The sequence below is a fragment of the Mycobacterium sp. MYCO198283 genome, from assembly GCF_021213805.1.
Lineage (GTDB): Bacteria > Actinomycetota > Actinomycetes > Mycobacteriales > Mycobacteriaceae > Mycobacterium.
In genome coordinates, this window is the sequence record NZ_JAJQJI010000004.1 from 209,955 (window position 1) to 235,638 (window position 25,684).

At 66.0% G+C, this 25,684-nt stretch carries 19 protein-coding genes; 10 read left to right on the forward strand and 9 right to left on the reverse strand.

The genetic code is table 11. The annotated features are described in order from the left end of the window. Positions 1-9 precede the first annotated feature (9 nt). The gene (xerC, locus tag LV457_RS09945) at positions 10-1,404 is read right to left on the reverse strand and encodes a tyrosine recombinase XerC (protein ID WP_232170626.1); all 1,395 of its coding nucleotides are present in this window, start codon (positions 1,402-1,404) and stop codon (positions 10-12) included. 157 nt (positions 1,405-1,561) lie between these two features. Then, complete coding sequence (locus LV457_RS09950) at positions 1,562-1,744, reverse strand: helix-turn-helix domain-containing protein (protein WP_232170627.1); 183 nt, start codon at positions 1,742-1,744, stop codon at positions 1,562-1,564. Positions 1,745-2,595: 851 nt separating this feature from the next. Here LV457_RS09950 and LV457_RS09955 point away from each other — a divergent pair. Next, positions 2,596-4,044, forward strand: a complete 1,449-nt coding sequence (locus tag LV457_RS09955) for a hypothetical protein (protein ID WP_232170628.1) — start codon at positions 2,596-2,598, stop codon at positions 4,042-4,044. A 416-nt stretch (positions 4,045-4,460) separates the two neighbouring features. After that, on the forward strand, positions 4,461-4,979 hold the full coding sequence (locus LV457_RS09960) for a hypothetical protein (protein ID WP_232170629.1): 519 nt from the start codon (positions 4,461-4,463) through the stop codon (positions 4,977-4,979). Positions 4,980-5,977: 998 nt separating this feature from the next. On the opposite strand, the gene mobF is transcribed toward LV457_RS09960, so the two are convergent. Beyond that, complete coding sequence (mobF, locus tag LV457_RS09965; RefSeq protein ID WP_232170942.1) at positions 5,978-11,809, reverse strand: MobF family relaxase; 5,832 nt, start codon at positions 11,807-11,809, stop codon at positions 5,978-5,980. Between the two features lie 321 nt (positions 11,810-12,130). On the opposite strand from mobF, the gene LV457_RS09970 reads away from it, so the two are divergent. Continuing rightward, complete coding sequence (locus LV457_RS09970; protein WP_232170630.1) at positions 12,131-12,529, forward strand: hypothetical protein; 399 nt, start codon at positions 12,131-12,133, stop codon at positions 12,527-12,529. 1,291 nt (positions 12,530-13,820) lie between these two features. Here LV457_RS09970 and LV457_RS09975 read toward each other — a convergent pair. The 4 genes from LV457_RS09975 to LV457_RS09990 form a co-directional block, all read right to left on the reverse strand. Further along, on the reverse strand, positions 13,821-14,666 hold the full coding sequence (locus LV457_RS09975; protein ID WP_232170631.1) for a F510_1955 family glycosylhydrolase: 846 nt from the start codon (positions 14,664-14,666) through the stop codon (positions 13,821-13,823). 361 nt (positions 14,667-15,027) lie between these two features. Then, positions 15,028-15,264: a hypothetical protein gene (locus LV457_RS09980; RefSeq protein ID WP_232170632.1), complete on the reverse strand. Its 237-nt coding sequence runs from the start codon at positions 15,262-15,264 to the stop codon at positions 15,028-15,030. A 142-nt stretch (positions 15,265-15,406) separates the two neighbouring features. Further along, positions 15,407-16,399 carry a L,D-transpeptidase family protein gene (locus tag LV457_RS09985; protein ID WP_232170633.1) on the reverse strand — a complete coding sequence of 331 codons (993 nt, stop codon included), beginning with the start codon at positions 16,397-16,399 and terminating at the stop codon, positions 15,407-15,409. A 145-nt stretch (positions 16,400-16,544) separates the two neighbouring features. Continuing rightward, positions 16,545-17,717 (reverse strand): Ig-like domain-containing protein, encoded by a 1,173-nt coding sequence (locus LV457_RS09990; RefSeq protein WP_374198804.1) that lies wholly within the window; start codon positions 17,715-17,717, stop codon positions 16,545-16,547. Between the two features lie 330 nt (positions 17,718-18,047). Between LV457_RS09990 and ripC the strand changes: the two genes are divergently transcribed. Together ripC and LV457_RS10000 are read left to right on the forward strand one after the other, a co-directional pair. Next, positions 18,048-19,133 carry a peptidoglycan hydrolase RipC gene (gene ripC / locus LV457_RS09995; RefSeq protein ID WP_232170947.1) on the forward strand — a complete coding sequence of 362 codons (1,086 nt, stop codon included), beginning with the start codon at positions 18,048-18,050 and terminating at the stop codon, positions 19,131-19,133. A gap of 180 nt (positions 19,134-19,313) precedes the next feature. Beyond that, positions 19,314-19,970, forward strand: a complete 657-nt coding sequence (locus LV457_RS10000) for a DUF305 domain-containing protein (protein ID WP_374198805.1) — start codon at positions 19,314-19,316, stop codon at positions 19,968-19,970. 35 nt (positions 19,971-20,005) lie between these two features. Here the strand turns inward: LV457_RS10000 and LV457_RS10005 are convergent, their stop codons facing one another. Then, positions 20,006-21,187 carry a cell wall metabolism sensor histidine kinase WalK gene (locus LV457_RS10005; RefSeq protein WP_232170634.1) on the reverse strand — a complete coding sequence of 394 codons (1,182 nt, stop codon included), beginning with the start codon at positions 21,185-21,187 and terminating at the stop codon, positions 20,006-20,008. Beyond that, on the reverse strand, positions 21,184-21,936 hold the full coding sequence (locus tag LV457_RS10010; RefSeq protein WP_232170635.1) for a response regulator transcription factor: 753 nt from the start codon (positions 21,934-21,936) through the stop codon (positions 21,184-21,186). Before LV457_RS10010 ends, LV457_RS10005 begins: the two co-directional genes overlap by 4 nt. 113 nt (positions 21,937-22,049) lie before the next feature. On the opposite strand from LV457_RS10010, the gene LV457_RS10015 reads away from it, so the two are divergent. The 5 genes from LV457_RS10015 (at position 22,050) to LV457_RS10035 (ending at position 25,653) form a co-directional block, all read left to right on the forward strand. Then, positions 22,050-22,283, forward strand: a complete 234-nt coding sequence (locus LV457_RS10015; RefSeq protein ID WP_232170636.1) for a hypothetical protein — start codon at positions 22,050-22,052, stop codon at positions 22,281-22,283. Positions 22,284-22,356: 73 nt separating this feature from the next. Beyond that, a complete protein-coding gene (locus LV457_RS10020; RefSeq protein WP_232170637.1) occupies positions 22,357-22,803 on the forward strand; it encodes a hypothetical protein in 447 nt (148 codons plus the stop codon). 247 nt (positions 22,804-23,050) lie between these two features. Then, positions 23,051-23,956 carry a M56 family metallopeptidase gene (locus LV457_RS10025; RefSeq protein ID WP_232170638.1) on the forward strand — a complete coding sequence of 302 codons (906 nt, stop codon included), beginning with the start codon at positions 23,051-23,053 and terminating at the stop codon, positions 23,954-23,956. A 372-nt stretch (positions 23,957-24,328) separates the two neighbouring features. Then, the gene (locus LV457_RS10030) at positions 24,329-24,718 is read left to right on the forward strand and encodes a BlaI/MecI/CopY family transcriptional regulator (protein WP_232170951.1); all 390 of its coding nucleotides are present in this window, start codon (positions 24,329-24,331) and stop codon (positions 24,716-24,718) included. Then, positions 24,715-25,653, forward strand: a complete 939-nt coding sequence (locus LV457_RS10035; protein WP_232170639.1) for a M56 family metallopeptidase — start codon at positions 24,715-24,717, stop codon at positions 25,651-25,653. The genes LV457_RS10030 and LV457_RS10035 overlap by 4 nt, the downstream gene beginning before the upstream one ends. Positions 25,654-25,684: the final 31 nt, after the last annotated feature.

Here is a 25,684-nt window from a genome sequence, read left to right on the forward strand (position 1 = left end):
ACCGCCCGCCTACGGCTCGCCGCTAGTGCGCGACCGTCCCATCAGCGCATCACCCGCCGCGGCGAGTGCATCGTCATAGACGTGCCCATACACCCGCAGCGTGATCGCCGGATCATGGCCAAGCCACTTTGCCGTCGCCGACGGTGTGGTGCCGCCGTCGAGCAGCATGGTGGCGGCGGTGTGCCGCACATCGTGTAGCCGAATGACCGGCACGCCAGCGGCTTTCGCGTGCTGCGCGAACTGGGATGAGTATGTCTCCGGCCGGATGGGGGAGCCGTCTGCGTTGACAGCAACGAGTCCGGTGTCGGGATACTGTGATCCGATTGCGAGGCGCTCCTCGGCTTGGCGAAGCCTGAAGGTACGGAGCGCTGTAAGGACGTCGACGGGCATCGGGAGCGCCCGGCGTGAGCGCTTTGACTTTGGATCGCCGGTGACTGTGCCTGTGCCTTCGACCACCACGCGGCCCTGCGCGACGGACACGGTGCCGGCATCGAGATCGACGTCAGACCATCTGAGCCCGAGTACTTCCGAGCGCCGAAGTCCGGCGAGGGTCAACAACCAGCAGGCGTTCAGACGGTCGTCGCGCACGTGATGCCGAAACTGGCCGGCCTGTTCAGGGGTCCAGCTTTGCATTTCATGATGTTCGACTGTCGGGCGCTTCACCAATCGCGCCACATTCCGCGCCACCAGACCTTCCCGCATCGCGTCGTCGAGGGCGGACGACAGCACGACGAGCATGGTGACCACAGTCCTCGGACTGACGCTGCCTGGAACCCGGGGGCGCTGTGGATCACTGAGTTCGGCGGCGACGTAGCGACCGCGCCCTTTCCGCACCACGCCACCCGAAGTTACAAGCCGGTCAAGGGACCTGATACCGGGTTCACCGAGGGCGGCCAAGATCTCGTTGTACTGCGCCCCTTCGGGCTGGCCTCGCAAGAAAGTGAGGACTTCTGCTGCACGACGGCCTCTTCTGTCGCGCTGGGTGATCGGCGCGCCGCTCAGTCGCACCGTCACCAGAGCGTCGATGTCAGCGGTGCGCAGCTGTTGAAGACCCATGCTCCCGAGAGTGTCGATGACAGGCTTTAGAGAATGCCGGTATCCGGTGAGGGTGTTAGGACGCACGTCGCGTCGGCTGTCGAGCCACCGGCTCAGATACTCCGCGACAGTCGTGGGATCACGTTTCACGAATGCGCCAGCTGCCACCTCGGTGGTGATTCTCCGGTACTCGCGACGCGCTTCCGCGAGCGTGGGGTAGGTGAATCGCTGCCTGTCGCGGGTGCCGTCGGGCCGGATGCCGACGTCGACCTGGAACCTATAGCTGACTGCGCCGTTTCTTGCAGTGTGTCTGGTGATCGGCTCCGCGCGACGGGAGCGTTTGGCACCTGTCTCGTCAGTGGTAGTCATCTGCCCTCCTGCCGACACCCGTCTGCGCCCGAGTGGTTCCATCCCATGTTGCCTCAGGTCTGCGACAGGTGCGCACAGCGAACTGGATTCGCCTCACTTAACGCTCGATCCAGTCGTCGTGGACCGCTCGCGAACGCCCTTCGAAGGGCGCGGCGGCTTACGACGCAATCAGCTGTTGTAGCTCTGCGGTGACGACGTAGACGCGGCCGCCAAGTCGGCGCACCGGCAGTTCGCCCGAGGCGGCGAGCCGATACGCTGCCGCCCGGCTGATGCCGAGGATTGCAGCGGCTTGAGGGACTGCAAGTAACAGCGGCAAGCCGTCAAAGATGTTGGTGCTCAATTGTTTCACCTCCTCGATCAGAAGCTCGTGGTAGCTCGGGGGTGTACATCACGTACCGCTGAAGCAGCGGCGTGATGGCAGCGTTTGTGGACAACTGTTGCAGTGCGATCAAAAGGATCACCGATGGTGCGATTTGGCCACAGGTCACCGGGTCGCTACCCGGCGTACGGTCCCCGGCGTGGTATTGCATGACGTGAACGTATGACTCCAGGTGGAATCGGGTCCACCAGCTGAGCCATATTGGATTGGCCGTCAGGGCAAATTCTTCACATGTCCGCCGTTGTCGTCGTCGACCGACGAAATTTGACCTGCACGGACGCACAGGACGACCGGTAGTTGGGTTAGGCCGCCTGGAACTACGAATAGCAGGTGTCGTGGGCTATCAGCTCGTAGGCCCCTATGCCAAGGACCCGATCAAACGCCTCGCCGCGCGGGCCGTGGCCATGATTCCGGCTAACGCTTCAAGCTCCGGCGCCGCACCGCGGATCCGGCGCACAATTCCGTGATAAGCCGGTCGCCAGGCGCCGGCTTCCACGCACACCAGCCACGTGTATCTTGTCCACGTCCGCTGTGTGATGAAGTTGCGCCCGTTGGTAGAGACCGTGGTGTTCATTCATCCGCGCTTCCCGCGGCGCGTGGGGCAAGCTTCTTTCTGAATCGTTCCTAGTTCGGCCAACCAGTCCACCGAGGCCGCTCGACGTGCCTCGGATCCTCTGTACGCTGCCGGCGACGCGGTCGCGGTCGGGCGTCGCCGTCCGCGTTGAGGCCCTTGATGCATAAGAGCATCTAGAATTCAGACATGAAGACGGAGGGCTGATCAAAACGTGAGAGTGCTTCTGCTTGATACCGACATGGCCATTGACGCGGCGAAGGCCAGCTTCGATTCCACACATTCGCTCTACGACTACGACTTGGTGATGTGGGATCCGCACAATTCCATGCAGACCTATCTACAGAGTGGCTACGGCGCCGGGTCCCACAATGGCTTACCACGCATATCGGACCACAACTCCCCACGGCTGCGGCATGACATCTCCCGCCGAAAGAACGACTTCGAGGAGTTTCTCAAACTTGGGCGTACGCTTGTCGTCTTCCTGCCCGGCGACATGCGCGTCTACATCGATTCGGGTGAGCGCACACACTCGGGGACGGGGCGCAATCGCCAGACCACAACCATTGTGAAGCCTCTTAACATACTGGACGCATTGCCCGAGAGGCCCTTGCGAGCAGCCACACTCGGCGAAGCAATGGAGCCTGCCCACAGTTCGATCGGCCCGCTTTATCGCCAAACTGCAGACTACTGGTGTTACGCGTCCGTATTTGACGAATCTGAAGACCTTCGACCGTTGTTACGTGTTAAAGGGACCTCAAAGCTGACTGCTGCGCATACAGATTGCGAGGGCGGCACCATCATATTTCTGCCCATCCTACTGACGGGCACGTGGGACGAAGACAATGTGGATGCGGACTACGGCGAGGACGATAGCGACGGCGAGGAGTCCCGCGACCATGGTGGCGGCGCGGAGCCGTCGGAGCAGCTCGGATTAGACAGGACAATCGGTGATGATGACTTCGACCGCGACACCATTGACAAGATGGTGCTGGACTGGTTGATCGCGTTCACCAGCGCCGAAAAGGTTGTATGGCCGGATTGGGCAGACAAGTATCGCTTCCAAACCGAAGTAGACCGCGCCTCCGAGATTACGCAGCGCCAGGCCAAAATCGCACAGCTCCAAACCGAACTCGACCTACTGAACGCAGAGCAAGATGCCGATCGGCAGTGGAAGCTGCTAATCGCGGGTACTGGCACGCCTTTCGAAGAAGCTGCGGCCGCCGCGCTTACCCATCTGGGATTTGATCTTAAGCCGACGATCCCTGGTCGAACCGACTTGCGCGGTTCGCGCGGCGACGCCAGCATCGTGGCCGAGACCAAGGGAGTCACGAAGAGCGCGGCTGAATCCCACTGTGCCCAACTCGAGAAGTGGGTCGCCGAGGATCTGGAAGCCGGGCAGAGGTCGAAAGGAATTCTCATTATCAACGCCTACATCAATGACCCTCCGCTCGAACGTACGAAACCCACGTTCCCCGACCAGATGCGTCGGTACGCCGAGATGCGGAATCACTGCCTAGTAAGCGGGCTGCAGTTGCTTGTGTTAGCTAGAACTGCCTTAGCAAAGCCGGAAAGGGTTGACCAGTTGGCCAACCTCCTGCTCGACACAACGGGTGTTATCAACGGTTGGGACAACCTGACTGAGATATTCAGCGACACGCCTCCGCCGCCGGTATCGCCGCGACGGTAAAGGATTCGTTCCGACGAAGACGCCGAGGCCATGGACGCGAAGCGCGTGACGACCACGGCAAACGGACACGGAGTCGCGACGACTGCGCGACCACATCAAAGGGTTCGCTTTCGGAGGCGCCAACTTCGTAAATTGCTGCGAATGCGACCGACCGCGGGGGATCGTCCTCGCGAACCTGGAGTTCCGCCACCGACGGCGCTTGAATAGTAGGCTCGACGCCATGCTGCGAACTCCTCTTCGCTAGCATGACTTCGGCTTTCGAGATCGGTAAGGATTTTTGGACGTGCCTTTTTCGAAGAGTACAGGTCAACCGACTGCCGACTGACTAGCAGCGATAACGTCCTCGGATATGCTTTCCACTTCCCGACTAGGCGCTCGGGGATAGTGGTCATGAGGGTCTCGAGTGCCTGACGGGCTTGCTTTACTTCCGTGTGTTCTGGCCGGAATCCGGCGTGCATAATCTTATTTCTGATTTCCGAGACGTGAATGCGCCAATCCTGCGCGAAACCCGGATCGTCAACGGACCACCTGCCGCCCAGCGGATGACACAGCGATGTCAACATCTTCGTTACACTCGCGTCGCGGTAGTTACGGGCAGCATCTCCGGGTTGCATGCCGTCTTCCCAAGCCAACGCAAGGCTCAGGGTCACAATCGCTATTTCACACGCCGTGGCATACGCCAGTACCGCGCCGACGTAATCACCGTGGAAGGCCGCCGAATCACCGCGTTTGACGTGATCGAGCTGAACGGCGCCGAGCCTGCCCCATGTGATTTGTCCGAACGCTTCGCCAATGCTATCGGCGTGCGGACCCGACATGACCGGTCGCGGGAGCACTCGGGCCATCGCTTCGTCATCGACAATGTCGTACCGGTCGTCGGACCAGCTGAGCGCCCCATCGTCCAGGACGCCTGCATGCCTGACGGGGATGATTAGCGGAAGCCGACCATACGTGAGTTCCCTGATGGGGGCCCCGGTGCTCATCCGAGCTGCCCGCAGCCAATCAGTTAGAACCCAATGCACCAAGGTCAACGCGCCTACCACGCCATCCTTCGGAGACAGGGCCGGCTCACGAGCTTTTACCGGAAGCACAATGACGACAACTGATCGCCGTTGGCCAAGGGACGCTCGCGGCGGCGAGATGTCATCATTGCCGATCTCGCCAAGAGTTGTCCGATCAAGCACATCTCTTGCGATTGAATAGTCCTCCAGCGCAGGCTGGACCGGCCACGGGCGGTGCATCCACTTCATCTTGAGGGTGTATGGGCATTCCATCCAACTGTCGTCCAGCTTGGGTGCTCCCGTACCCCGGTTGTCAAAGAACTGTTCAACGACGCGGAGCGGAAACACCCCCTGAACGGGTACGTCATCGGGTAGGACGAGGCTGATAGCTAGACAACTCTCGTAGACGCCGTTGTCGAACCAACCGGCGGTGAAGCGTTGGGCGTCCGTTGCCAAAGAAGTCCTTTTCGGTAGCGGCGGTCGGTGGTGCACCACAGCTCGGGATCGTCGCGGCGCCTTTGAGCGAGGGCGATTGATCGGCGCAGGGGCATGGTCGAGTCGCTTCGGCTACTGGAGGACCCCAGTCTCGCAGGCCGTCCGCCCGTACGGGAAGCGTTTGCATGAGCGCTGCCGGATCAAAGTCTGAAAGACATTTGCGAGAGCGACAACCCGCGAGCCCGTCAATCTGGGGGCCGCTATCGCTTCGTGCAACGAGGTTGGGATCTGAGCGGACCGGGGTGAAGGCGCTGCCGATGGACCGTGGGAATATCCGGCGCGCGTGGGGGCGACATGGGAAGCGCTCCCGACTTTCTTACATCGTTCGTCTTGCTGACATCCAAACCGTAGTAGGGAGTCTGCTCGGCGCGCATAGTCATGGACATCGTGGCGGGCATGCCTACGCGAGTCCACAATCAAAGCCCAAGTGATCTGTTTTAGTCGTCGATGCTGGCGCCGAGGGCGGCGTCGCGGTCGGCCGAGCGGGCTTGGGTACGCCATCCCAGGGCGAGGTGGCGACGCTGGGCGGAGCGGACCGCCGAGGCTGCGGTGTCGTACTGGGTGAGCAGTTGCTGCCACGGTTCGCTGAGGCGCTTGCTGCCGAGGCGGTCGGCCAGGGTGACTGCCGGAGTGGGCTCCTGGAGCGGATCTTCCGGCGCTGAGGTGGTGGTCGTGAGGGTGTCGTTCCAGGGCAGCGAGCGCGTGAGCAGCTGCACCGCCGACGAGCTGGGCCCGCGGCTGGCGCCACGGTCGAGCAGAATCACCCGAGCGCCGGCCGCGGCGGCGTGGCGGGCGAGGTCGACGAGCTGGCCGGACTCAGCCGCCGCGGGATCCTCGATGACGACGATGGCGCCGGGCGGCAGTGCCCACTGCTGGTCACTGACCTGCTGGTGGGCGTGCTCGATGGTGGTGATGGTGTCAGCCAGTTCGGCGTCGTGGGCGGGGGTCGAGCTGGCCTCGGTGGGCGAAAGCCACAGCACCCTGCGGTCTTCGGCGTTGGCCGCGTTGCGCAGGGTGTAGAGGGCTGCGGCGGTTTCGCTGTTGGTGATGTCGGCGCGGATGACGGCGAGTCGATAAGGTTGCGCGGCCACGGATTTGAGGCGGTCGGCGGTCTGGGGTTCGAGGCCGGACAGTGCGGCGTCGGGGATTACCAGCGGAGTGCCCCTGAGATCGAGGCCGCTGGCGACCTGGAGGAGAGCGACTTCCGAGCGTGCCGACTCCAGCAGGTGTTCGAGGGTGTCGGAGGTGGCGGTCTGCGCAGCGGCGAACGCAGCGGCGATGTCGCGGTCAGCGCGTTCGAGTTCGCGGCGCAGCACCTGGCGCCGCTGCCGCAGTGCGGCTCGGGCGGTCAGGTCGGCGCGCTCGGCGTCGCCGCGTGCGGCGGCGATGTCGCGCTCGGTGACGATCTTGTCGGCACCGCCGGCGGCAACGGCGCGGGCGGCGTGGGCGTCGGCGAGGGCCTGCTGGAACTGCAGAGCGGGCGGCTGATCGGGGAGCAGGCCGGTGTAGAAGGCGATCTGTTGGCGGGCCGAGGTGATGTCGATTTGGTTGGCGTCGGGGTTGGTCAGTAGGAGGTCGAGCTGGGTTCGTGAGTGTTCGATGAGGCGCAGGGTGTCGTTGTAGGCGGTATCGGCGTCGGACCACTGCTCCATCACATCGGTGACGGCGTGGCTGTAGGGGCGATCGGCGTCGACCTGGCGGCGCATGCGCAGCAGCTGGTCGGCGGCGGCACGCTGGGCCGGTCCTCTTCCAGTGCGGATCTCCGCATCGAGTGCGGTGATCTGTTCGCGAACAGTTCGATACTCCTCGCGCAGGCTGGCGACACTGGTCATGGCGATGCTGAGGTCACGCGGTGGGCGTCTGGTTGACAGTTGGTCGAAGTGCAGTCCCTCGAAGGGACCGTCTCCGTAGTCGAAGGTGTGGAGACCGTCTGGCGGGTGGTCGTCATCGAAGAATCCGTCGTCTGTTGAGCAGAGGTCGTCGGGGTCGGGTGGAAGCAGTGCATCGTCTGCTGGGTCCGGCGGGGCGTCGTGGTCCATGGGAATGTCGCCGGCGCCTAGATCACTGCGGAGGCGGTGCGTAAACGCATCGACGGTGTAGGTGATGAGCCGGGCATAGTCGCCGGGCGGGGTTGGGTGGTGTTCGTCGGTGGCGTCGGCGAGGTGTTCGGCGGCGACGTGGAGCAGGTCGCGGGGCGTCCATTTGCGTGGGTCGGCGGCGCTGATGGCGGCCACCAGCCCAGGCCAGGCGGGATCGGAGGTGATGGTTTCGGTCAACGCGGCGCTGAATACGGCGTCGAGGTCGGTGATCCAGGCGGGCCGCAGCCGTGAATGGGTGGTGGCCAGGGTGGCCGTGGGGGACAGGGCTCCGGCGATGCGCCACCACAGGGCCGCGGCGGGCAGCTCGTCGGGTAGCGGTCCTTGGCGTGCCGCGGTGGTGATGATGTGCCGCAGGTCAGGGGTGATGCGGGCGGCCTGGACCAGCTGGGCGGCCAGTTGGGGCCAGTAGGCATCGGCGCGCAGCCGTGGGTCGATGCCGTCGATGAGGTCGTTCCAGCGGGAGGTGTTGGCGCTGTGGCGGCCGATGTCGGCGGCGGCCTGGCGTTGCAGCGCGGCCTGCACACCGCGGGTGCGCACCGGGTACTGGCGTGCGCCGGTGATGCGGGTGTCGGCGGCGGAGACCCCGGTGGCGGCGCGGAACACCGCGATCTCGGCGGTCAGGACTGGGTTCACCGTGATCAGGGGGCGCGCCCAGGCGGGTGCGGTGGCGTTGGTCCAGCCGCGTGCGCGTTCGCGGATCTCCTCGGCCAGGTCCTCGACCAGCTTCTCGCGACGGCCCAGATAGGCGCCCCACTGCGGATCGTCGGCCAGCGCTGCCGGGACGGCGGGCAGCCAGCGCAGCACCCCGATGCCAGACGAATGCGTGCCGGCGGGGTCGATGCGGTGATCGAGCACCGCGGCCGGGTCAGCGGCGTCGGAGACGCTGCCCTTGGCCAGCGCCTGGGTCAGCAGCTCGCGCGGGTGAGCCCCACGCAGGGCGAGGACGGACAGGTTGCGGCGCAGCACCGGCCAGGCCTCACGCTGGCTCAACTGCGGGATGACCGCGTCGGCAATGGCACCGAGGCGATCACGGGCACCGACGCCGAGCCGGTTCTCGGCGGCGGCACCGAGCGCGTCGTAGTACATGTCGGCCGCGGCTTGCAGCCGGGCGGCGGGATCGGCGGCCTGTCGGGCGGCGGTGGTCGCCGAGACCTGTGCGCCGTCGCGGGCCAAGATCCTGGTCAACACGTCGACAGCGGTGTCGGGGTGGGTGGCTTTGGGGGACAGCAGCCGGTGCGGGTCGCCCTCGGCCGTGGACAGGTACAGGTGGTTCTCGTCGGTGCCGCGGGTCATCGCGACGTACAGCCCTTGGCGGGTCAGCATGTCGGAGCCGACGATGTGGCAGGTGCCCTTGGTGTCTCGGCGGCCGGCGGTCAAGCCTTGGGCGGAGTCGATGGTGGCCGCGTAACCCAGGGTGACGTGCTCGGCGACGTAGCTAGCGGGCAGTGTGACGATGCGCCCGCTGCGCAGATGGCGGGCTTTCAGGCCGCCATTGGGGAGGACTTCGGTGATGGTGTAGCGGTAGCCGTTGCGGACGAAATCGTTGCGGCCGATCGCGATTCGGCGGTTGTTCTTGCGGGTGCGGATGGTGTCCCCGACGCTGGCGTGCAGCTGGTCGGCCAGCACGACCGTGGGCGCCTTGGCGGCTTCGGGGTCGGCGGCCAGGCGATCGAGGCGGGCGCGGGCGTTGAGTTCGTTGATGACGTCGTTGGTCGGCGCGAGCAGGATGGAATCTCCACCGGCAGCCAGGTCGGCCCGCCAGGCCTCGTACGCCATGTCGGCGGCGGTCTCGTCGGTGCCGACGTGGATGCGGTGACGGTCGATGTAGAAGCCGATTCCGGCCGGGTCGGCGTCGTGTAGCGCGAGCCCGGCGGCGGCCTCGGCCGGGGACGTGAACCGCACCACTTCGCTGAGGGTGAGCGCGTCGGTGGCCTCGGCGATGTCACGCAGAACGCCGCCGGCCGAGATCGACGAGAGCTGTCCGTCATCACCGACCAGGCGCACGCTGGCGCCCTTGCGTAGCGCGTCGGTGATCATCGCGTCCAGCCCGGCGGTGGCGGCCTTGCCGGCCTCGTCGACCACGATCAGGGTGTCGGGTCCGACGCGGCTGAACCAGTCGGGCACATGTGATGTCGCGGCCTTGCCGGGATCGGCCGACCACACGTATTTGTCGAGGGTGTCGGTAGTGGCGCGCAGGTCCTCGGCGAGCACGATCGCCGCGTCGGCGGTGGGGGCCAATCCGATGACGTGTCCGCCCGAGCTGCGCCACGCGTGCGCCAGCGCCGCCATGGCCGTGGTCTTGCCGGTTCCGGCCGGGGCCAGAGCGAGTGCTACACGACGCCCCGCGGTGGCCATCTCCGAGACCAGCGCGGCCTGACCGGGGTTGAGTGTGCGCCCCCGCGCCGTCGAATCTGCGAGCGCCAGTTCGACGTCGGCGGCGGTCGCGACACGGCCGTCGCCGCGATGCACCGCATCCAGGATTCGACGCTCGGCGGCCAGCGTTTCGCGGCTGGTGTAGAACTGCACACCGTGGCGGCGGTAGACGCTGGCACCGTCGCGGCGACGCAATGCGACAGGCTCACCCAACTCGGCGTCTTCGACACGGGCGTGCGGCACCGAGAAGCCCTCTCCGAGGGCGGTATCGGTGAGTCGTTCGACCAATGCGACATCGTGCGCCACGTCGTGGCCGCGGGCCATCCGCAGCGCTTCGGCGCGCACATGGTGGCGCTGCCAGGTGGCCCGGGTTTCCGCCACCGTGGCGATGAGTTCGCCAGCTCGCGACGCGATCCATTCCTCGTCGATCGTGACGGCCTCGCGGGTGGTCTGCGGTGCGGCCAACGTGTCGGCCAGCATCTGGGTCACGCCGCGTTCTCCGAGGACCTCGACGGCCTGGGTGCGCCACTGCTGGCGCTGCTCTCCCAGTGAGCGCGGCTCGTGCTTGGCTTCGCGCGATTCCAGGGTCGCCTGCTGGGCCAATGCCACGATCTCGACGTTGGTCGGTTCGCGTCCGTGATCGGCCTGAAACGCCTTGGCCAGCTCGGCGGTGCGGGCCTTGATCGCCGCACGGCGACGTGACCACCGCTCCATCAATTTCGCTGACATTCCGACGATCTCACGCACCGGGCGATTGCCCCGCCCGCGGGACTGTTCGGTGAAGCGCACACCCAGCCTGGCGATCAAATGGGCTTCCAGCCGTGTGTTGTACAACTCCGAGGCCGCGACGGTCACGCGGTGCAGGGGCTGGCCGTCCAACGCGAGCCAACGGCGCACGCCATTGGCGTCGACATAGGACACCTTGTTCGAGATCGCCACGTGGGTGTGCAGGTCGGGATCCCCGGCCCGGGAATCGCGGTGGCTGAATACCGCGGCGATGAGCCCTTCGGTGTCAACCTGGGCCACTCCGCCGGCGCCGGTGCGGGTGAATGCGGCCTGATCCTGCAACCATTCCAGGACGTCCGCCACAGCCGCATCGTGAGCGGCTTCGATCTGCTCGGACACCGGTAACGGGGCGATAGCCCACAGTGCCGATACCGATTTCACCGGCGAGAACGTCAGGTCATAGCCGGCCACAGCGGTGGTCTTCGCGCGGGTGTTGCGGGCGATGAACCCGGACAGTTCGCGGTCATCGGCGGGCGGGCGACCGTGCTCCTCACCGAACAACTCCATCGCCACGCGCGTCCGGATGTCGGCACGAATCTCTGGATCGATGGTGGCGTTCCAATGCGCACCGACTTCGGCGTTGTGATCGCGGAACGCGACTGCCAGCCGACGCGCGAACTCTGGCTCGCCGTCGCGGACCGCGAACTCGCGCCCCAGGCGGCTCGCCGGGCGCTGGTTGCCCATATTGCGGCCGGTGACGTAAGTCTGAATGCGCTCGGCGTTGGGGTGCAGGCCCACCCCGTACAGGGCGCGCATCTGTGCCTCGCTGACCCCCGACCCGTCCTCGACGGTCCAAATTTGTTCGCGGACAGTCGGACTGACTTCGCATCGGCCGGTGTCAGACAGTGCGGCCAGGCCGCGTCCCATCCAGCGGCCCGGCGATTCCCCCTTGGCGGAGTAGTAGTCGGCCAGTGTGGAGCGGCCCCGCTCAGTGCTGTCAGAGGCAGCGACCTGCCGCACCAGGTACAGGTATCCGTCCCCGGCGGTCAGCTTGTGCAGCGTCATCACCATGACGCGCACGCCGATGTCCGCATGCGCCGCACGCTACGAACTCCGGGGTTGGCGAAGCCACCACCAAACCGGAGGTTCTCACAAAACTCTTAGACTGCCGGGTTTCCTGAGTGCAAGAGGTGTGTGGTCTGCCGGGGAGCCGTGGCAGGGGGCTGTGAGGGGGTGAGCTGAATGGGCGCAGAGGCGGCGGCGCGCTGCAGGGGTGAGCGGCTGGTGAGCGGTGGGCGTTGGTGTGGCAGGCGTGACGGCGAAAAATTGGTAGATGGCGAATGTGGCTGTGGTGGTGGCACGTCCGGCCCGGCCGGTTTTAGTGTCCCGGTCATGACAGCAGCAGGAACGTCCAAGTTGGAAGCCCGGCGACGGGCAGTCGAAGCGACCCGGCGAGCTAACGAGGCCCGCGCCGCGCGGGACAAGGCGAACATCGACGACGCCACCGACTTTCTCGTCGCGGTCGGCAGGATTGCCGAAGTCGAGACCTGGAAGAAGGAGCGCCTGGCCCAGCTCCGCGACCAGGTCGACACCGAGGCAGCCAAGCGAGTGGCCACGCACCGGGCCAAGGCCGGCGCGGCGGTCGCCCGCATGCAGAGCCGTGGTGAGACGCTGTCGACCATCGCCGCCCGGACCGACGTGGGCGTCGGGATCGTCCGAACCATGCTGCGACACGCCCCAAAAGCCGAGCGGCCCACGGCGAGCAACGGTTCCCATGCGCACTCGCACTAGGCGGCGGCAATGGCGTCGCCGCCACGCCAGGGGTCCTGGCGACGGTGCTACAGACAATCCCGAGGCAGCCTTGATGTGACAACGGCGACGCTGGGCCAAAACCTGGAGGGCGTGTGGTCTGACCGTCCGTGCTCGGTGCGCGGGGCGCGACGGCTCCACTGCAGGGCAGCGCGCCGCTCGGTGATGCAGTGGCGAGCGCGCCGACATGCGGCGAGGAACCAGGCCTGGCGGCGGTCAGCTCCTGGTCCAGAGTGGCCGGCCTGTGATCGCCTCGAGCGCTGCTGCGGCCGCGCAGTGTGTCGGTGTTCGGTTCTAGGCCGTCGGTCATGGAAGCGCGGGCCAACTATTCGTCGATCGGCGCCTGCGCGCCGCCGAAAGTTTGCGCCCCGACGGTCACGTCGTCTGCGGGCCATCGCGTTCGGACTGCGACATCTTGATCGGTGGCATCGGCGCCGATGGCTACGGCCGGTTCTACCTCGCGCGCGACGGTGTGGGGTTCTGCGTGCTCCCGCTTTCCTACGCGTGGCGATCGCAAGCGGAGCCATGGCAGCTGGGGTGCTGGGTTTGCACGAGTGCGACAACCCGATGTGCGTGAAGATCGCGGCGACGACAGACCGTCAGGCGCACGTCGTTTCCGGTTCCCAGGGCGACGACATTGAGCGGATGGCGCGGATGCGTCGCGGCGGTGGCCGCCATGCGGTGCGGCGCTTCGACAGTCGCGGTGTGCGGCGCACACGATCGGTGCGTTGCGCGCCGCGGTGCGGCACGGCTGAGATGCCGCCGCTGTGCAGGCGGCGCTGCTTGGCGACCAACCCACGCTGGGTGAAAGCAGCGTCTCGCTGAGGCGGCGCCTCTGCGGCGCCTCAGGGACGCACTCGCCGCGCTCAGTGGCCCATGGCGCGTCCTGTCGCATTGGGCGCCCATAAGTCCCGCGCCGCGCATCGACCTGACCGGCAAGGTGGTGCGACGCACCAACAGTCGGCGAGTTGGAGGCACCTAGAAGCGGGACCAAGTAGCTTCCGTCGAAAGTACGTGTACTCACCAATCATGTCGGTGCATCGCGGCGAACCGTGGTGGCGTCGACCAGCACAGGACGGGCGGGAACGCCGGCCGTGCGGGCCCAGCAGTTGCGGGGAGTCGGGGGTGGGACACCGCCGAAACTCCGCGGCCGAGATGGGTCCGAGGGGCCGCGCGTAGGCGGCAATCTCGGTACACGTGGTGGACCCGGCCGACGGCTCCTGCGTGGTTTAAATGCTGGCTTAGCGGTGTTCTTGTTACCGCTGCCGGAGTTCTATTCGACGGCGGTGAGGACGTGCACCGTGGCACCATCGTCGGTCGAGGTGTAGATGGCCGTATCTGTCGCGACGTAGACGTGACCGTTGTCAGCAGCGAGAAGGGCCTGAGGCTTGGCGATGAGGGCGTGTCGTGGCTGCCAGGTCTGCCCGGCGTCGGTGCTGGAGTAGAGGCTTCCTTCGATGTCGGCTCCAAGGAGGGGGCCGCGCTCGGGCCAGCTGACGAGCACCAGTGCCGGTGCACCGTTGACTGCGTCGAACGACATTGCCCCGTCTGTGCTTCGGAGGAGCCCCTGGCGTGTGGTCGCGAGAACCTCATCGGCATTCGCGGGTGACACTGCGAGGTCCGCGGCCGGGACTTCAGCTCGCCGCTGCCAGGACTGCGCATCGGGGCTGACCATCACAGTGCCCGACTGGCTGTCGTGACCGTAGACCTGTCCGTGGCGGTACTCGAGTGCGTGAAAATCGGCGCTGCCGTGTAGCGACAGGGTCTCCCAGGATTGGCCGGCGTCGCTGCTCTTGATCAGGCCCAGATGGGGCGGTTGTTGGCGATCGGTCGGACCCGGGTGGCCGCTGGCCAAGAATTCGTCGGGCCCGGTGACGGTGAAGCCCATGAAGTCCTGCACGAGGTCGCCGACTCGTTGTGGCGCCTGACCGGGCTTGACCGTGAAAAGGCCGTAATGAGTTGCTACGTTCAGCGTTTCGTCGGACGAATTGATACCGAGCCCGTGGACGTGCACCATGCCCGGCACGACCGCGGGCGGCGCGCTCTCGGGGGCGTTCGACGAACACGCCGCGGCCAGAGCCCCGGTCAGGATTGCGGCGATGCTTCTACTGAGCTGCACACTGGCGCCTTCCGGTCGTTGGACACTCTACGTATTGACCTCGTAGTGAGTGGCTTTTGGCTACGGCGTGACACTCGAAATGACGCGGCGCGGCCCCCACGTACCGGTGGGGCAGCGTCGTCGAATATCGGATCGAACCGACCCATACGCGGATTCGTGAGGCCGCACCGAGGCCGCGATGCATCCGCCGCGTGGACGTCCGCTGTCAGGACCGGCCAGGTCGGTGGACGGGCGACCAGGTCAGCACTGAGGCGAGCTAGTGGCCGTTGGTAGGGCTGGCACACCAGCCGTCACAGGTGAGAACCCTATCGACCACGGTCGGTCACCCACCCTGGGTGAGGTCATGTCGCTACGAGGATCTTCAGGGTGTGGGGGCTGGAACGGATGCCCCCGGCATCGGTGACATCGACGGCATGTCCATGGGTTGTTCCATCATTTTGTTGTTGCTCATGTTCATGGAGTCGCAGCAACCCGGACGCGCGATGAGGAAATACAGGCCGACGGCAATGATGAAGAATCCGACCGCGATGCCCGTGATCGCCAAGGCTTGGTAAAGCCGTTGTGGCCGATTCGGGGTGGAGGGGGCAAGTGCTGTCATGGTTTCTCCCTTCGTAGGTGATCTGTCTCAGATCAGACTTCCGCGCTAGTGGGGCGTTCATGTCGGCACCGACGCAGCTGCTGCTCGTATGACTTGGGTGCTTGTGATGCTCACACGGTCTTAGAGAGTTGACCGCGGCTGATCAGATCTGCCAGTCCTGAGCGCCGTCTGGTTGGTCGTAGAGGCCACCGCTTGTGTTCTTGATGACGACGGGGTCGCCGCTGCCGAAGTTGTCGTAGAACCACTGGGCGTTGGCGGGGCTGAGGTTGATGCAGCCGTGGCTGACGTTGCGTTTGCCTTGGTCACCGACCGACCAGGGGGCGCCGTGCACGAAGATGCCGCTGTTGTCGATGCGGACGGCGTCTTGGACCTTGAGTTTGTATCCTTCGGCCGAGTCGATCGGGACGCCGTATGTCGAGGAATCCATGACGATGTCGGCGAACTTCTCCAAGACGTAGTAGGTACCGTTCTTGGTTTCGTACTTGGACTTGCCCAACGACACCGGGAACGTCTTTTCGACAACGCCGTTGCGCGCGACGGTCATTTGGTGGGTGGCGTCGTCGATGGTGGCGACGAGTGACTCGCCGGTGCGGAAACTCGACTTAGTTCCGGAGGCGTCGATGGTGACTGTTGTGTTGGCCGGCCAAAAGTCGATCGGTCTCCATCGGACCTGGCTGTCGGACATCCAGTAGAACTTGCCTGGAACGGGTGGGTTCGACGAGATGTGGATGGCCTGCTCAGCCATCGGACGGTCGCCGATGGGCCGCTGAAAGTTGATGACGATCGGCTTGGCGACCCCCACCATTGCGCCGTTGACCGGGTTGAACGTGGGCGGGGCGAATACCGGTGGACCGGAGTAGGGAGTCGGGTTTTGACCAGCTGGGATGCCGGACGCGACCGTGGTTGGAATGGTCGACGCACCCGGTGGCTGCCGTGACGGGGGTGGCACCGCCGATTGATCGGAAGTGGTTGTCGTGTCCGTCATCGGATCAACGGTCAATGCAGGCGTGACTGGATCGGGTAGAACCGGGACCCCAGGTTCGGCGTTCGCGGTCGGAGCCGTCGATAGCGTGGCACTGAAGCCGATGGCGGCGACTGCGCCGAGCGCAGCCCACACGTTGGCTCGCCGAGTCATGACTCCTCCTGGGATCGAAACAATTACACCCATACGACGTGCCGCAGTTACCGCGTTACGCCACTCAAGAAAGTCTACGCAGTTGCTACGTAGATTGTAAGTGGCCTGTCGGTGACGAACACCGCCCCGCCAATGGCCGCGGCTCTTAGACGGTGGTGTTGCCGGTCCGCCATTGTTCCCAGGGAACGTTCCAGTCGCCGAGGCCGTCGACGCCGGAGAGGGTCGACCCCACCGTGTTGACTACTTCAACGATGTCACCGCGTTTGGTGTTGTCGTAGAACCACTTTGCGTTGTCTGGACTGACGTTGAGGCAGCCGTGGCTGACGTTGGTTTTGCCTTGGCTGCTCACCGACCAGGGGGCGGAGTGGACGTAGATGCCGCTGTAGGACATCTGGGTAGCCCAATCCACGTCGAGGCGGTAGCCGTTGGGTGAGTTGACGGGGACGCCGTAGGTCGATGAGTCCATGACGAGGTTGGCGTATCTGTCGCCAACAATGTAGGCGCCGTTGTCGGTGGGGGTGCTGTTCTTGCCCATTGACATCGGCATGGTCTTGACTACCTCGCCGTTGCGTCGCACCGTCAATGTCTTGGTGGCGTCGTCGGCGGTGGCGATGACCTGATCGCCGATGGTGAACCGGGTGATGATGTTGTCCTGTCCGAACAGTCCCTCGCCCAGGTCTACACCGTAGGTGTTCACCGCGACCTCGACAGTCGTGCCGGGTGTCCAATAATCCGCTGGGCGCCAACGGACTTCGCGATCGCTCAGCCAGTAGAACGCTCCCTCGACGCGGGGGCTCGTGGTGACCTCGATGGCCTGTTGTGCAGCCGTCCGGTCGGTGATGTCTTCGTCGAAGCGGATGGCTACCGGCTGGCCCACTCCTACCACGTCGCCGTCATTCGGCATCACGTAGGGCATCGTCAGGTTCTTTGGCGACTGAGTCTGAAACGTCATCTGCTGAGTGATCGCGTCGGCGATCCCGAGTGCCTCGGCGGTCAACGTGTATCGCTTGTTGTAACCCAGGGGTTCCGCGGTGGACCAGGTCACGCCGTCCGAATCGACCTGACCGTCCACAGTCTCGCCTTGCGCGTTGACCAGTTTCACCGCGCCGAGCACGCCGTCGCCGGCCTTTACGGTCACCGGTGCGTCGACGGGCACCCCGACCGCGCCGTCCGTTACTGACGATTGCAACCACGGCTCGAGCAGGTCCGCGTAGGGCTCGCCCTTCTCGGCGATCGAAGCTGGCGCCTCTGCGGTCGTGGTGGTCGCTGGATTCGCGCACGCCGTTATTGCAAGTATCGAGGCCCCGAGCACGGCGATCGCCGCAGCGAAACGCCGGCGCCGTCGTGGTGCGAATCCGCTACTGAGACGTGCGGACGGTGACGTGTGGTCGGTTGGCACGAAACCACCCCTTCGAACGTACGGACTGCCTGCGCGGCGCCGTTGCTGCGACCTTCAGTGTCGCGTCGGCGAATATGGTTGGCTTGGCTCTTCAGTGAAGATTCGGTAAAGACGGCTCGCTGCCCCGTCGGCACCCCCGTAGACAACACCGTTGCCGTTTCGTAACCTAGTCGGGACCTACGTAGTAGATACCCAGTTTAATGGCGACGCGAAGGATTATCTGTTTTGACTGTCGAACGCGTTGTCAGGATGACACGTGGGCGTTGTAGCCGCGGGCTGCGCATCGTCGCAGGGGTGGCTCTGTTACTCGCGCTGGTGTCGAGTACCGGTAACGCGGACCCCGCCACGGACGCGTTGGCCAAACTCAACGAGTTGTCCCGTGCCGCAGAGCAGACCACCGAGGCCATGAACTCCGCCGAGTTGGACCTCGAGGCGAAGCTCGCTGATCAACGCGCAGCGGACCTACGTCAGTCCGCGGGGCAGGTCGCCGTGGAGGAAGCCCGGTCCGAATTGGACCGCTATCAAGCCGCGGTCGACGAGTTCGCCGCCGCGATGTATATGGGCGGGCGCCCGGACGGTTCGTCTGCGGTGTTGACCGCGGATTCGCCGCAGCAGTTGATCGACGAGTTGTCCGTCCAGCGTGTCGTGTCTATAGAGACCGCCAGCCGCATGAAGGGATACCGACAGGCGCGCGAGTGGGCGGACGCGGCCGCGCGCGAGTCGACGAATTCCGCGGTGGCAGCACGCAGCGCCGCCGAGCAGGCTGGTGCTGTCCGTGCCCAGCTCCAGGCGCGCCAGAGCAACCTGATTCGACAGATTGAAGCGGTCAAGGCGCAATACGCGGTGTTGACGCCGGAGCAGCGCGCGGTCCTGGCCGATCCCGGCCCACCGCCGCCCCCTGATCTCGGGTCCCCTAGGGATCCCAATGTGATCGCGATGCCCCCGGTTGCGCCGGCTGAAGGGGCACCTGCGCCCGCGCAGGTGCCGAACGGACAGAACACCACTGTCGTTCAAGCGGCACTCACCCAGGTCGGCAAGCCCTATTCCTGGGGAGCGACGGGCCCGGATGCGTTCGACTGCTCGGGCTTGATTCAGTGGGCGTTCCTGCAGACCGGCCGCAAGTTGCCGCGCTCGAGTCAGGCTCTGGCCGTGGGTGGACAGCCGATCACCGAAGCCGACTTGCAGCCCGGCGACATCGTCACGTTCTACTCCGACGTGTCTCACGCCGGCATCTACATCGGCGACGGGATGATGGTGCACGCCTCGACCTTCGGGACACCGGTCAAGGTGGCGCCGATCTCGTCGTCGCCGTTCTACAACGCCAGGCGTTACTGACCGGCGCAATGTCGGGACCTAAAAGACCGTCTTTACCGTTTCTTCATCGAACGTCGCGGTCACCCTTAGGCGTGACGGTCAAGCTGGTGTCGCGAACCGCTCGCGCTGGTCGGTCAGGTGAAGGTCGGCGATAGGGCAGCAGTGGCCTTTTTCAGATACACGATGGTGGAGGATTTGATGATGAACGTGACACGGGTCGGATTGTTGGTTGTCGCTGCCGTGGGGGCCACGCTGACGATGGGCGCCTGTAGCAGTACCCCTGCGGATCAAGACATGTCGGCGACGAGCAGCTCGCAGACGTCGGCAGCGGCGGCCCCCTCGACGACGAGCGGCCAGACCGAGCAGGCGCACAATGACGCCGACGTGACGTTCGCGCAGGGCATGATCCCGCATCATCAGCAGGCAGTCGAGATGAGCGACATGCTGCTGGGCAAGCAGGGCATCGATCCTGCGGTCATGACGTTGGCCAATGAAATCAAGGCGGCGCAAGGGCCAGAGATCGAGAAGATGCGGGGTTGGCTGTCCGACTGGAAGGTGTCGACCCCCAGTTCTGAAATGCCGGCCATGTCGGAGATGCCCGGTCACGACATGAGCAGCATGGGTGGCGGCGGCATGATGTCCGAGCAGGACATGGCAGCACTGCAGAACGCCCAGGGCGTCGCAGCGAGCAAGCTCTTCCTGACTCAGATGATCGAACACCACAAGGGAGCCATCGCCATGGCTCGAACCGAGGTCGACAGCGGCCAGTTCCCAGCGGCAACCGAGATGGCGCGCAGCATCATCGCGTCCCAGCAGCAGGAGATCGACTCCATGGAGTCGATGCTGGCCTCGATCTGAGTCGGCGCCCTGGTTCGGCCGATTCGTCTCGGAGTTCAGGGGGTGGGCGGCGGGTGGGCGACGTCTGCGGCGCCCAGTGGCGGCGGGTTCGTCGTCGGCAGCGGTAGATAGATCGTGATGATCGCGCCGCCGCCGACGCCGCCGCCGACGCCGCCGCTGGCGGCGCCGATGCGCCCACCGTGTGCTTCGACGAGAGCCTTTGCGATGGCCAATCCCAGGCCCGAACCACCGTGGTCACGGGCGCGGGCGGCATCAGCGCGGTAGAGGCGATCGAAGACGTGCGGTAGATGCGGCGCGGCAATACCGTCGCCGTTGTCGGCGATGCGAATGACGAGCTGGTCGCCCTCGGTATCGGTGCTTACGTCCACCCGGCCGTGTGCGGAGGTGTGCCGTAGCGCGTTGTCGAGGACGTTGGTCAGCACTTGGCTCAGCCGCTGCGGGTCACCCCACAGGTGATGTCGGCTTGCTGCTAAGTGCGTCGACAGCGCCACACCCTTGGCTTGATATCGGTCGGCCACGGCGGCAGCCGTCGTCGTGATCACGTCGGCGACGTCAGTGTCGGTGAAGGACATCGTGGCTGAACTTTCCTCCGCCTGAGCCAGCGCGCCGAGGTCCCCGGAAAACCGGACGAGGCGCCGTGACTGGTCGCGCATCAACGCGATGGTGTCGGGAGTCAGCGGCCGAACACCGTCTTCGACGGCTTCCAGCCATGCCTCGAGCACGGCCACCGGTGTGCGGATTTCGTGGGCGAGGTCACCGAAGAGCTGGCGGCGCGTGGTGTCGATGGCCTGGAGCTGGGCGGCCATCCGGTTGAAGGCCGCCGAGAGCGCGTCGAACTCCTCGCCGAGGTTCTGTGGGGCCACCCGGACCTCGTACCGGCCCTCGGAGACGGCGCTGGCTGCGGCCGCCACCTCGGTGACCGACCGCTGCAGGCGGCGGCTGACGTAGAGCGAGACCGCGAACGCGGTTAGCGCTGAGACCGCGACCGCGCCCCCCACGGAGAACACGGTGGCATACAGATAGGCCTCCTCGGCGTGTAGCTGCTCGGCCGAACCTGCCGATACCCCTGCTTGATGCAAGTGCTCTCGGAACAGGGGTGGTCCGACGAGGGCGGCGACCACCCAGGTGGTGATCGCCCCGGCGAGCAGGACCAGGGTCTGCGCGATGAGCAGCCGCATGCCCAGGCCGGGTCGGCGGCGCAGTGCCGAGATGGTCATCGGAGGCTGCCGATCCGGTATCCGACGCCGCGCACGGTGATGATGTACCGAGGGTTCGTGGGGTCGTCTCCCAGTTTGCGGCGCACGTGTCCGACGTGGACGTCGACGAGGTGGTCGTTGCCTACCCATGGGCCGTCGCGCACGGTTTCGAGCAGCTGGCGTCGGCTCATCACCATGCCGGGCCGCCCGGACAGCGCGGCGAGCAAGTCGAATTCGGTGCGCGTCAAGGGGATCGACTGGCCGTCGAGGGACACCTCGCGGGCCGCCAGATCGATGCGCAGTGGCCCTAGGACCAGGGGCGCCGGGGCGTCGGGAGCAGCGGTCGCGGCGCCAGGTACCGAGCGAGGGCGGCGTAACATCGCCCGTATTCGCGCGACCAGCTCACCAGAGCTGAACGGCTTGGTCACGTAGTCGTCGGCTCCCACGCTGAGTCCGACGATGGTGTCCAGCTCGGTGTCGCGCGCGGTGAGCATCACGACGTAGGCGTCAGAGAACGTCCGGAGTTGACGGCACACTTCCAACCCGTCCATGCCGGGCAGACCCAAATCCAAGATCACGACATCGGGGTCATGGTCACGCGCCAGAGCAACGGCGGCGGCGCCGTCATGAGCGACCCGCGTGTCGAAACGTTCCCGAATCAGGTAGCTGGCCACGATTTCGGCCAAGGCGGTTTCGTCGTCGACCACCAGCGCCCGGAACTCGGGCGAACGGTCGTCGGTGCGCGATGCCGGATCACTCATGACGTTCATGGTGCCGGGTCCGGCGCGCGGACGTCGCCAGGTGTCATCTTCAACGAATCTTCACACGACCAACACCTTTATCGCAGCGCGCGTGACCGACGGTGGTGACTGAGGAGGGCGAGATGAGCACGGTGACGGCTGCGGACCTGATGGCGCATCCGGTGATGGGCGGTGATTGGCATGCATGGCCGCTGCTTGTCGGCGTTCTCATCGCGTGTTGGATGTCGGCCATCGTGGCCACCGCGGCGCTGTTCTCCGGCCCCGTGCGCCCACGCGCACCACGGGTGACCCGCGGGGTCGACACCAGCTCCGTGGCGGGGGACGTACCGACGATGCGCGGCTCACGTCGTGTCTGAAGGGCCCCGTTTGGCCCGGTGGTTCTTCATCGCGCCCCCTGCGGTTAGGCCGTGGATCCGACTCGGGATCGGCTTGGCCGCGTCTGCAGGCGTCGCCGTGGCCGTCGGCGTGCCGAGTGCGCTGCTGGCCAACCCCTTCTTCGTGCGCATGACCCCGGTGCCTTGGTGGAGTTACGCGGCGTGGGTGGCGACGTCGGTGCTCAGCGGCATCCTCGCCGCAACGTACTGGCACGCCCCTTCGGCGCCGGGAACGCCGCGGCGGGCGGGAATCGCCGCCAACGTCGGCTCGATGCTGGCGGTGGGGTGCCCGGTGTGCAACAAACTCGTAGTCGCCGCACTTGGAGTCAGCGGCGCGCTGGGGGTGTGGGCGTCGATCCAGCCGGTTCTGGCGGTGGTCTCGTTGGCCGTCCTGGGATGGGCGCTGTGGCGCAGGCTGTCGACGCTGCGGTCATGTGCCGTAACGGCGCCGGCCGCCACCGAAACCGCCTCGCCTCGCGGCCCTTTCGCCGGTCAGCGCTGATGGTGCCGGTGCGGCCGCTGGTCATCCTCGCCGGCGCCGTCGTCGCGATCACGGCCCTGATCGTCGGTCTGTTCTGGGCATCGGAGCCACCGTCGCTGGCGGTGGGCACCGCAGGTGTGGCGACGCACCAGCACCCGCACGGGGCCAGTAGCGATCGGGCGTCTGCAATGCGGGACTTCGCGCGAGAGGTCTCCGACGCAGGCGTCCACGTGTCGACAACGGGACTGAAGGAACGGTGGGCTAGCTGGTGACCGGCATCATGTGGTGGTCGGTCGTGGGGGTGGTGATGGCGGCAGTGTCGCCCCCGGTGCTGCGCTGGTTGACGCGCCGCGGCGCCGACGCGGGGGTCCTGCTTCTGGCGTGGGAGGTGCTGGTGTGCCTCACCTTGATCGCCGTCGCGTTGCCGGGCCTGGCCGAACTGATTCACCGGTGCTGGCTGGCGATGCACGCCGGCCCGCCCGGAGGGGTCGACACGGCTGTCGGCGTGCTGAGTGGCGGGCTCGTCGCGCTCGCTGCGGTCCGCGGAGGATGGCACCTCGCCACTGCGGAGCGGCATCGCCGTCGGCTACATGCACGTCACGCCGAATTGGCGTGGTTGCTGCACGGCGGCGCGCCGCGTGCGGAAGGGGTGCTGTGGCTGCCCACCGCTGAGCCGCACGCCTACAGCCTGGCGGGCAACCCGCCGCTGGTGGTGGTGAGCACCGGTTTGCGCGAGTGCCTCGACCGCGCCGCGGTATGCGCGGTGGTGGCACACGAACACGCCCATCTGCAGCGACGCCACCATCTGCTTATCAGGGTGGCCCACGCGGCCGCGGCAGGACTGTGGTGGCTGCCGCTGACTCGGCAGTCGCCGGTATTGGTTCGCACACTGGTTGAGCTGGACGCTGATGCGCACGCCGCACGGGTCCACGGATACCGGCCGCTACGCCGTGCTCTGTTGACGTTGCAGAACACTCACGCGCCAGCGGTCGCGCTAGGTATCGCCGGTGAGTGCGTGCAACTGAGGCTGCAGCGGCTGTCGGGGCGGCGTTCGCCGAGCACAGGGCGAATCGCGGCGTCAGCGGCCGCGAGCACCGCGATGCTGCTGGCCGGCACGGCTGCACTGGTGGTGGCCGTGTTGATCAGTGCCCTGGCGTCGTGCACAGCCGGCTGAATATCACGGCACTTGATCGGTCCTCGGCGAGAATCGCGCTTCGCGACACTCCGCATCCGTCGCCCCGAACCAGAGGGAATCGTCTGAACCTGTTGCGGCAATACCGTCTTGGCCAGTTTGGACCCAGCGGGCAGAGGCGCTTCCCCACGGCCGTATGGGGCACCGGGGGGTGACCCGCACTCGTCGAGAGCGATGGCGATCCCCGGCATCATTGCCCTGTGTTCGTTGTCACCCGATGACCGACGGAGAATCTCCGTACTGAAGAAGTGCCGATCCGAGCCCGCCATTGGATCGCGCGGCGATCACGGCGCGTCCGCCGTGTCGGCAGGGTCGCGAGGTACGCTGCCCAGCAACGACGGTGGAGGTTGTGCGGTGAGGGTTCGAGGTTTCGGCGAGCTGGAGGCCGCAGTGATGGATCGCGTGTGGGACCACGATCCATACACCGTGACGGTGCGCGAGATATTCGAGGAGATGGCACAGGAGCGGCAGATTGCCTACACCACGGTGATGTCGACGATGGACAATTTGCACACCAAAGGCTGGCTCGACCGCGAGCGCGACGGTCGCGCATACCGCTATTGGGCGGTGATGACCCGCGAGGAGCACACCGCCCGATTGATGCGCGAGGCGCTTGAGGGCGGAGGTCGCTCCGAACTGGTGCTCAACCACTTCATCGAACAGATCGGACCGGAGGAGTCCGAGGGGTTGCGTTCGGCACTGCGCCGCTTGTCGAGACGCGCCACCAATGCCAAGCGCCAGTGAGCCTGGCCGCTTGCCTGCTGCTGTATAGCGCGGCGATTCTCCTGGTAGGTCCGCCGATGCTGCGTGCGCTCACCAGGGCGGGACGCGTCCCCCGGCTGGGTGTGGCGACGTGGTTGATCGCAATCGTCAGCGTGCTTGCGACCTGGCTGGTTTCGGCGGTGTTGATCGTTGTCGATGAGGTCGCGCACGGGAGCCAGCGGCACACCTTCATCGACTCCTGCATCGAAATCGTGTGTCAGCTGCTCGCCGGCCAGTCTGGTGGTGCACCACGGGCGGTGCTGCTGCTGAGCGCCGGCGCGGTCGTCGCCGCGGTCCTGGTGGTCTCCGTCCGACTGGTGTGCGCCGTGACGCGATTGCGGACGCTCGCCCACGGCCACGCCCACGGCATCCGCCTGGTGGGCCGTCCCATCCTCGACCACCGCACTTTCGTGGTCGAGGCCGATGTCCGCGCCGCCTACTGCGTAGCCGGCAAGCCGGCAACGATCGTGATGACCAGCGCCGCCGTCTCCGCCCTCGACGGAGACGAGATGAATGCGGTGCTCGCCCATGAGTGGGCCCACGTACGCGGACACCACCTCGAAGTAACCATCTTCGTGCGGGCGGTGGCGTCGGTGCTGCCGCGGCTGGCGCTGATGCGAGACGGCGCCCTGGAGGTGACGCGGTTGCTGGAAATGTGCGCCGATGATGCCGCGGCCCGACGGTTCGGCCGCCACACCGTGTTGCGTGGGCTGCTCGCGCTGGCTGGCGCGGCGCCAGCGACGGCGTTGGGTGCCGCCGATGTCGCCGTGGTGAGTCGCGTCGAGCGATTGACCCTGCCGCCAGTAAAGCGCCTGAGGGGCAGGGAGGCTGCGCTGGCCGGCGCGGCGGGCCTCATCGCGCTGGCACCATTGGCGGGTCTGACGCTGGCCGCTTCCGGCGTGCTCGTCTGCAGTTGAGCCGGTCGGCGGAGCCGTCACGTGAGGCCGC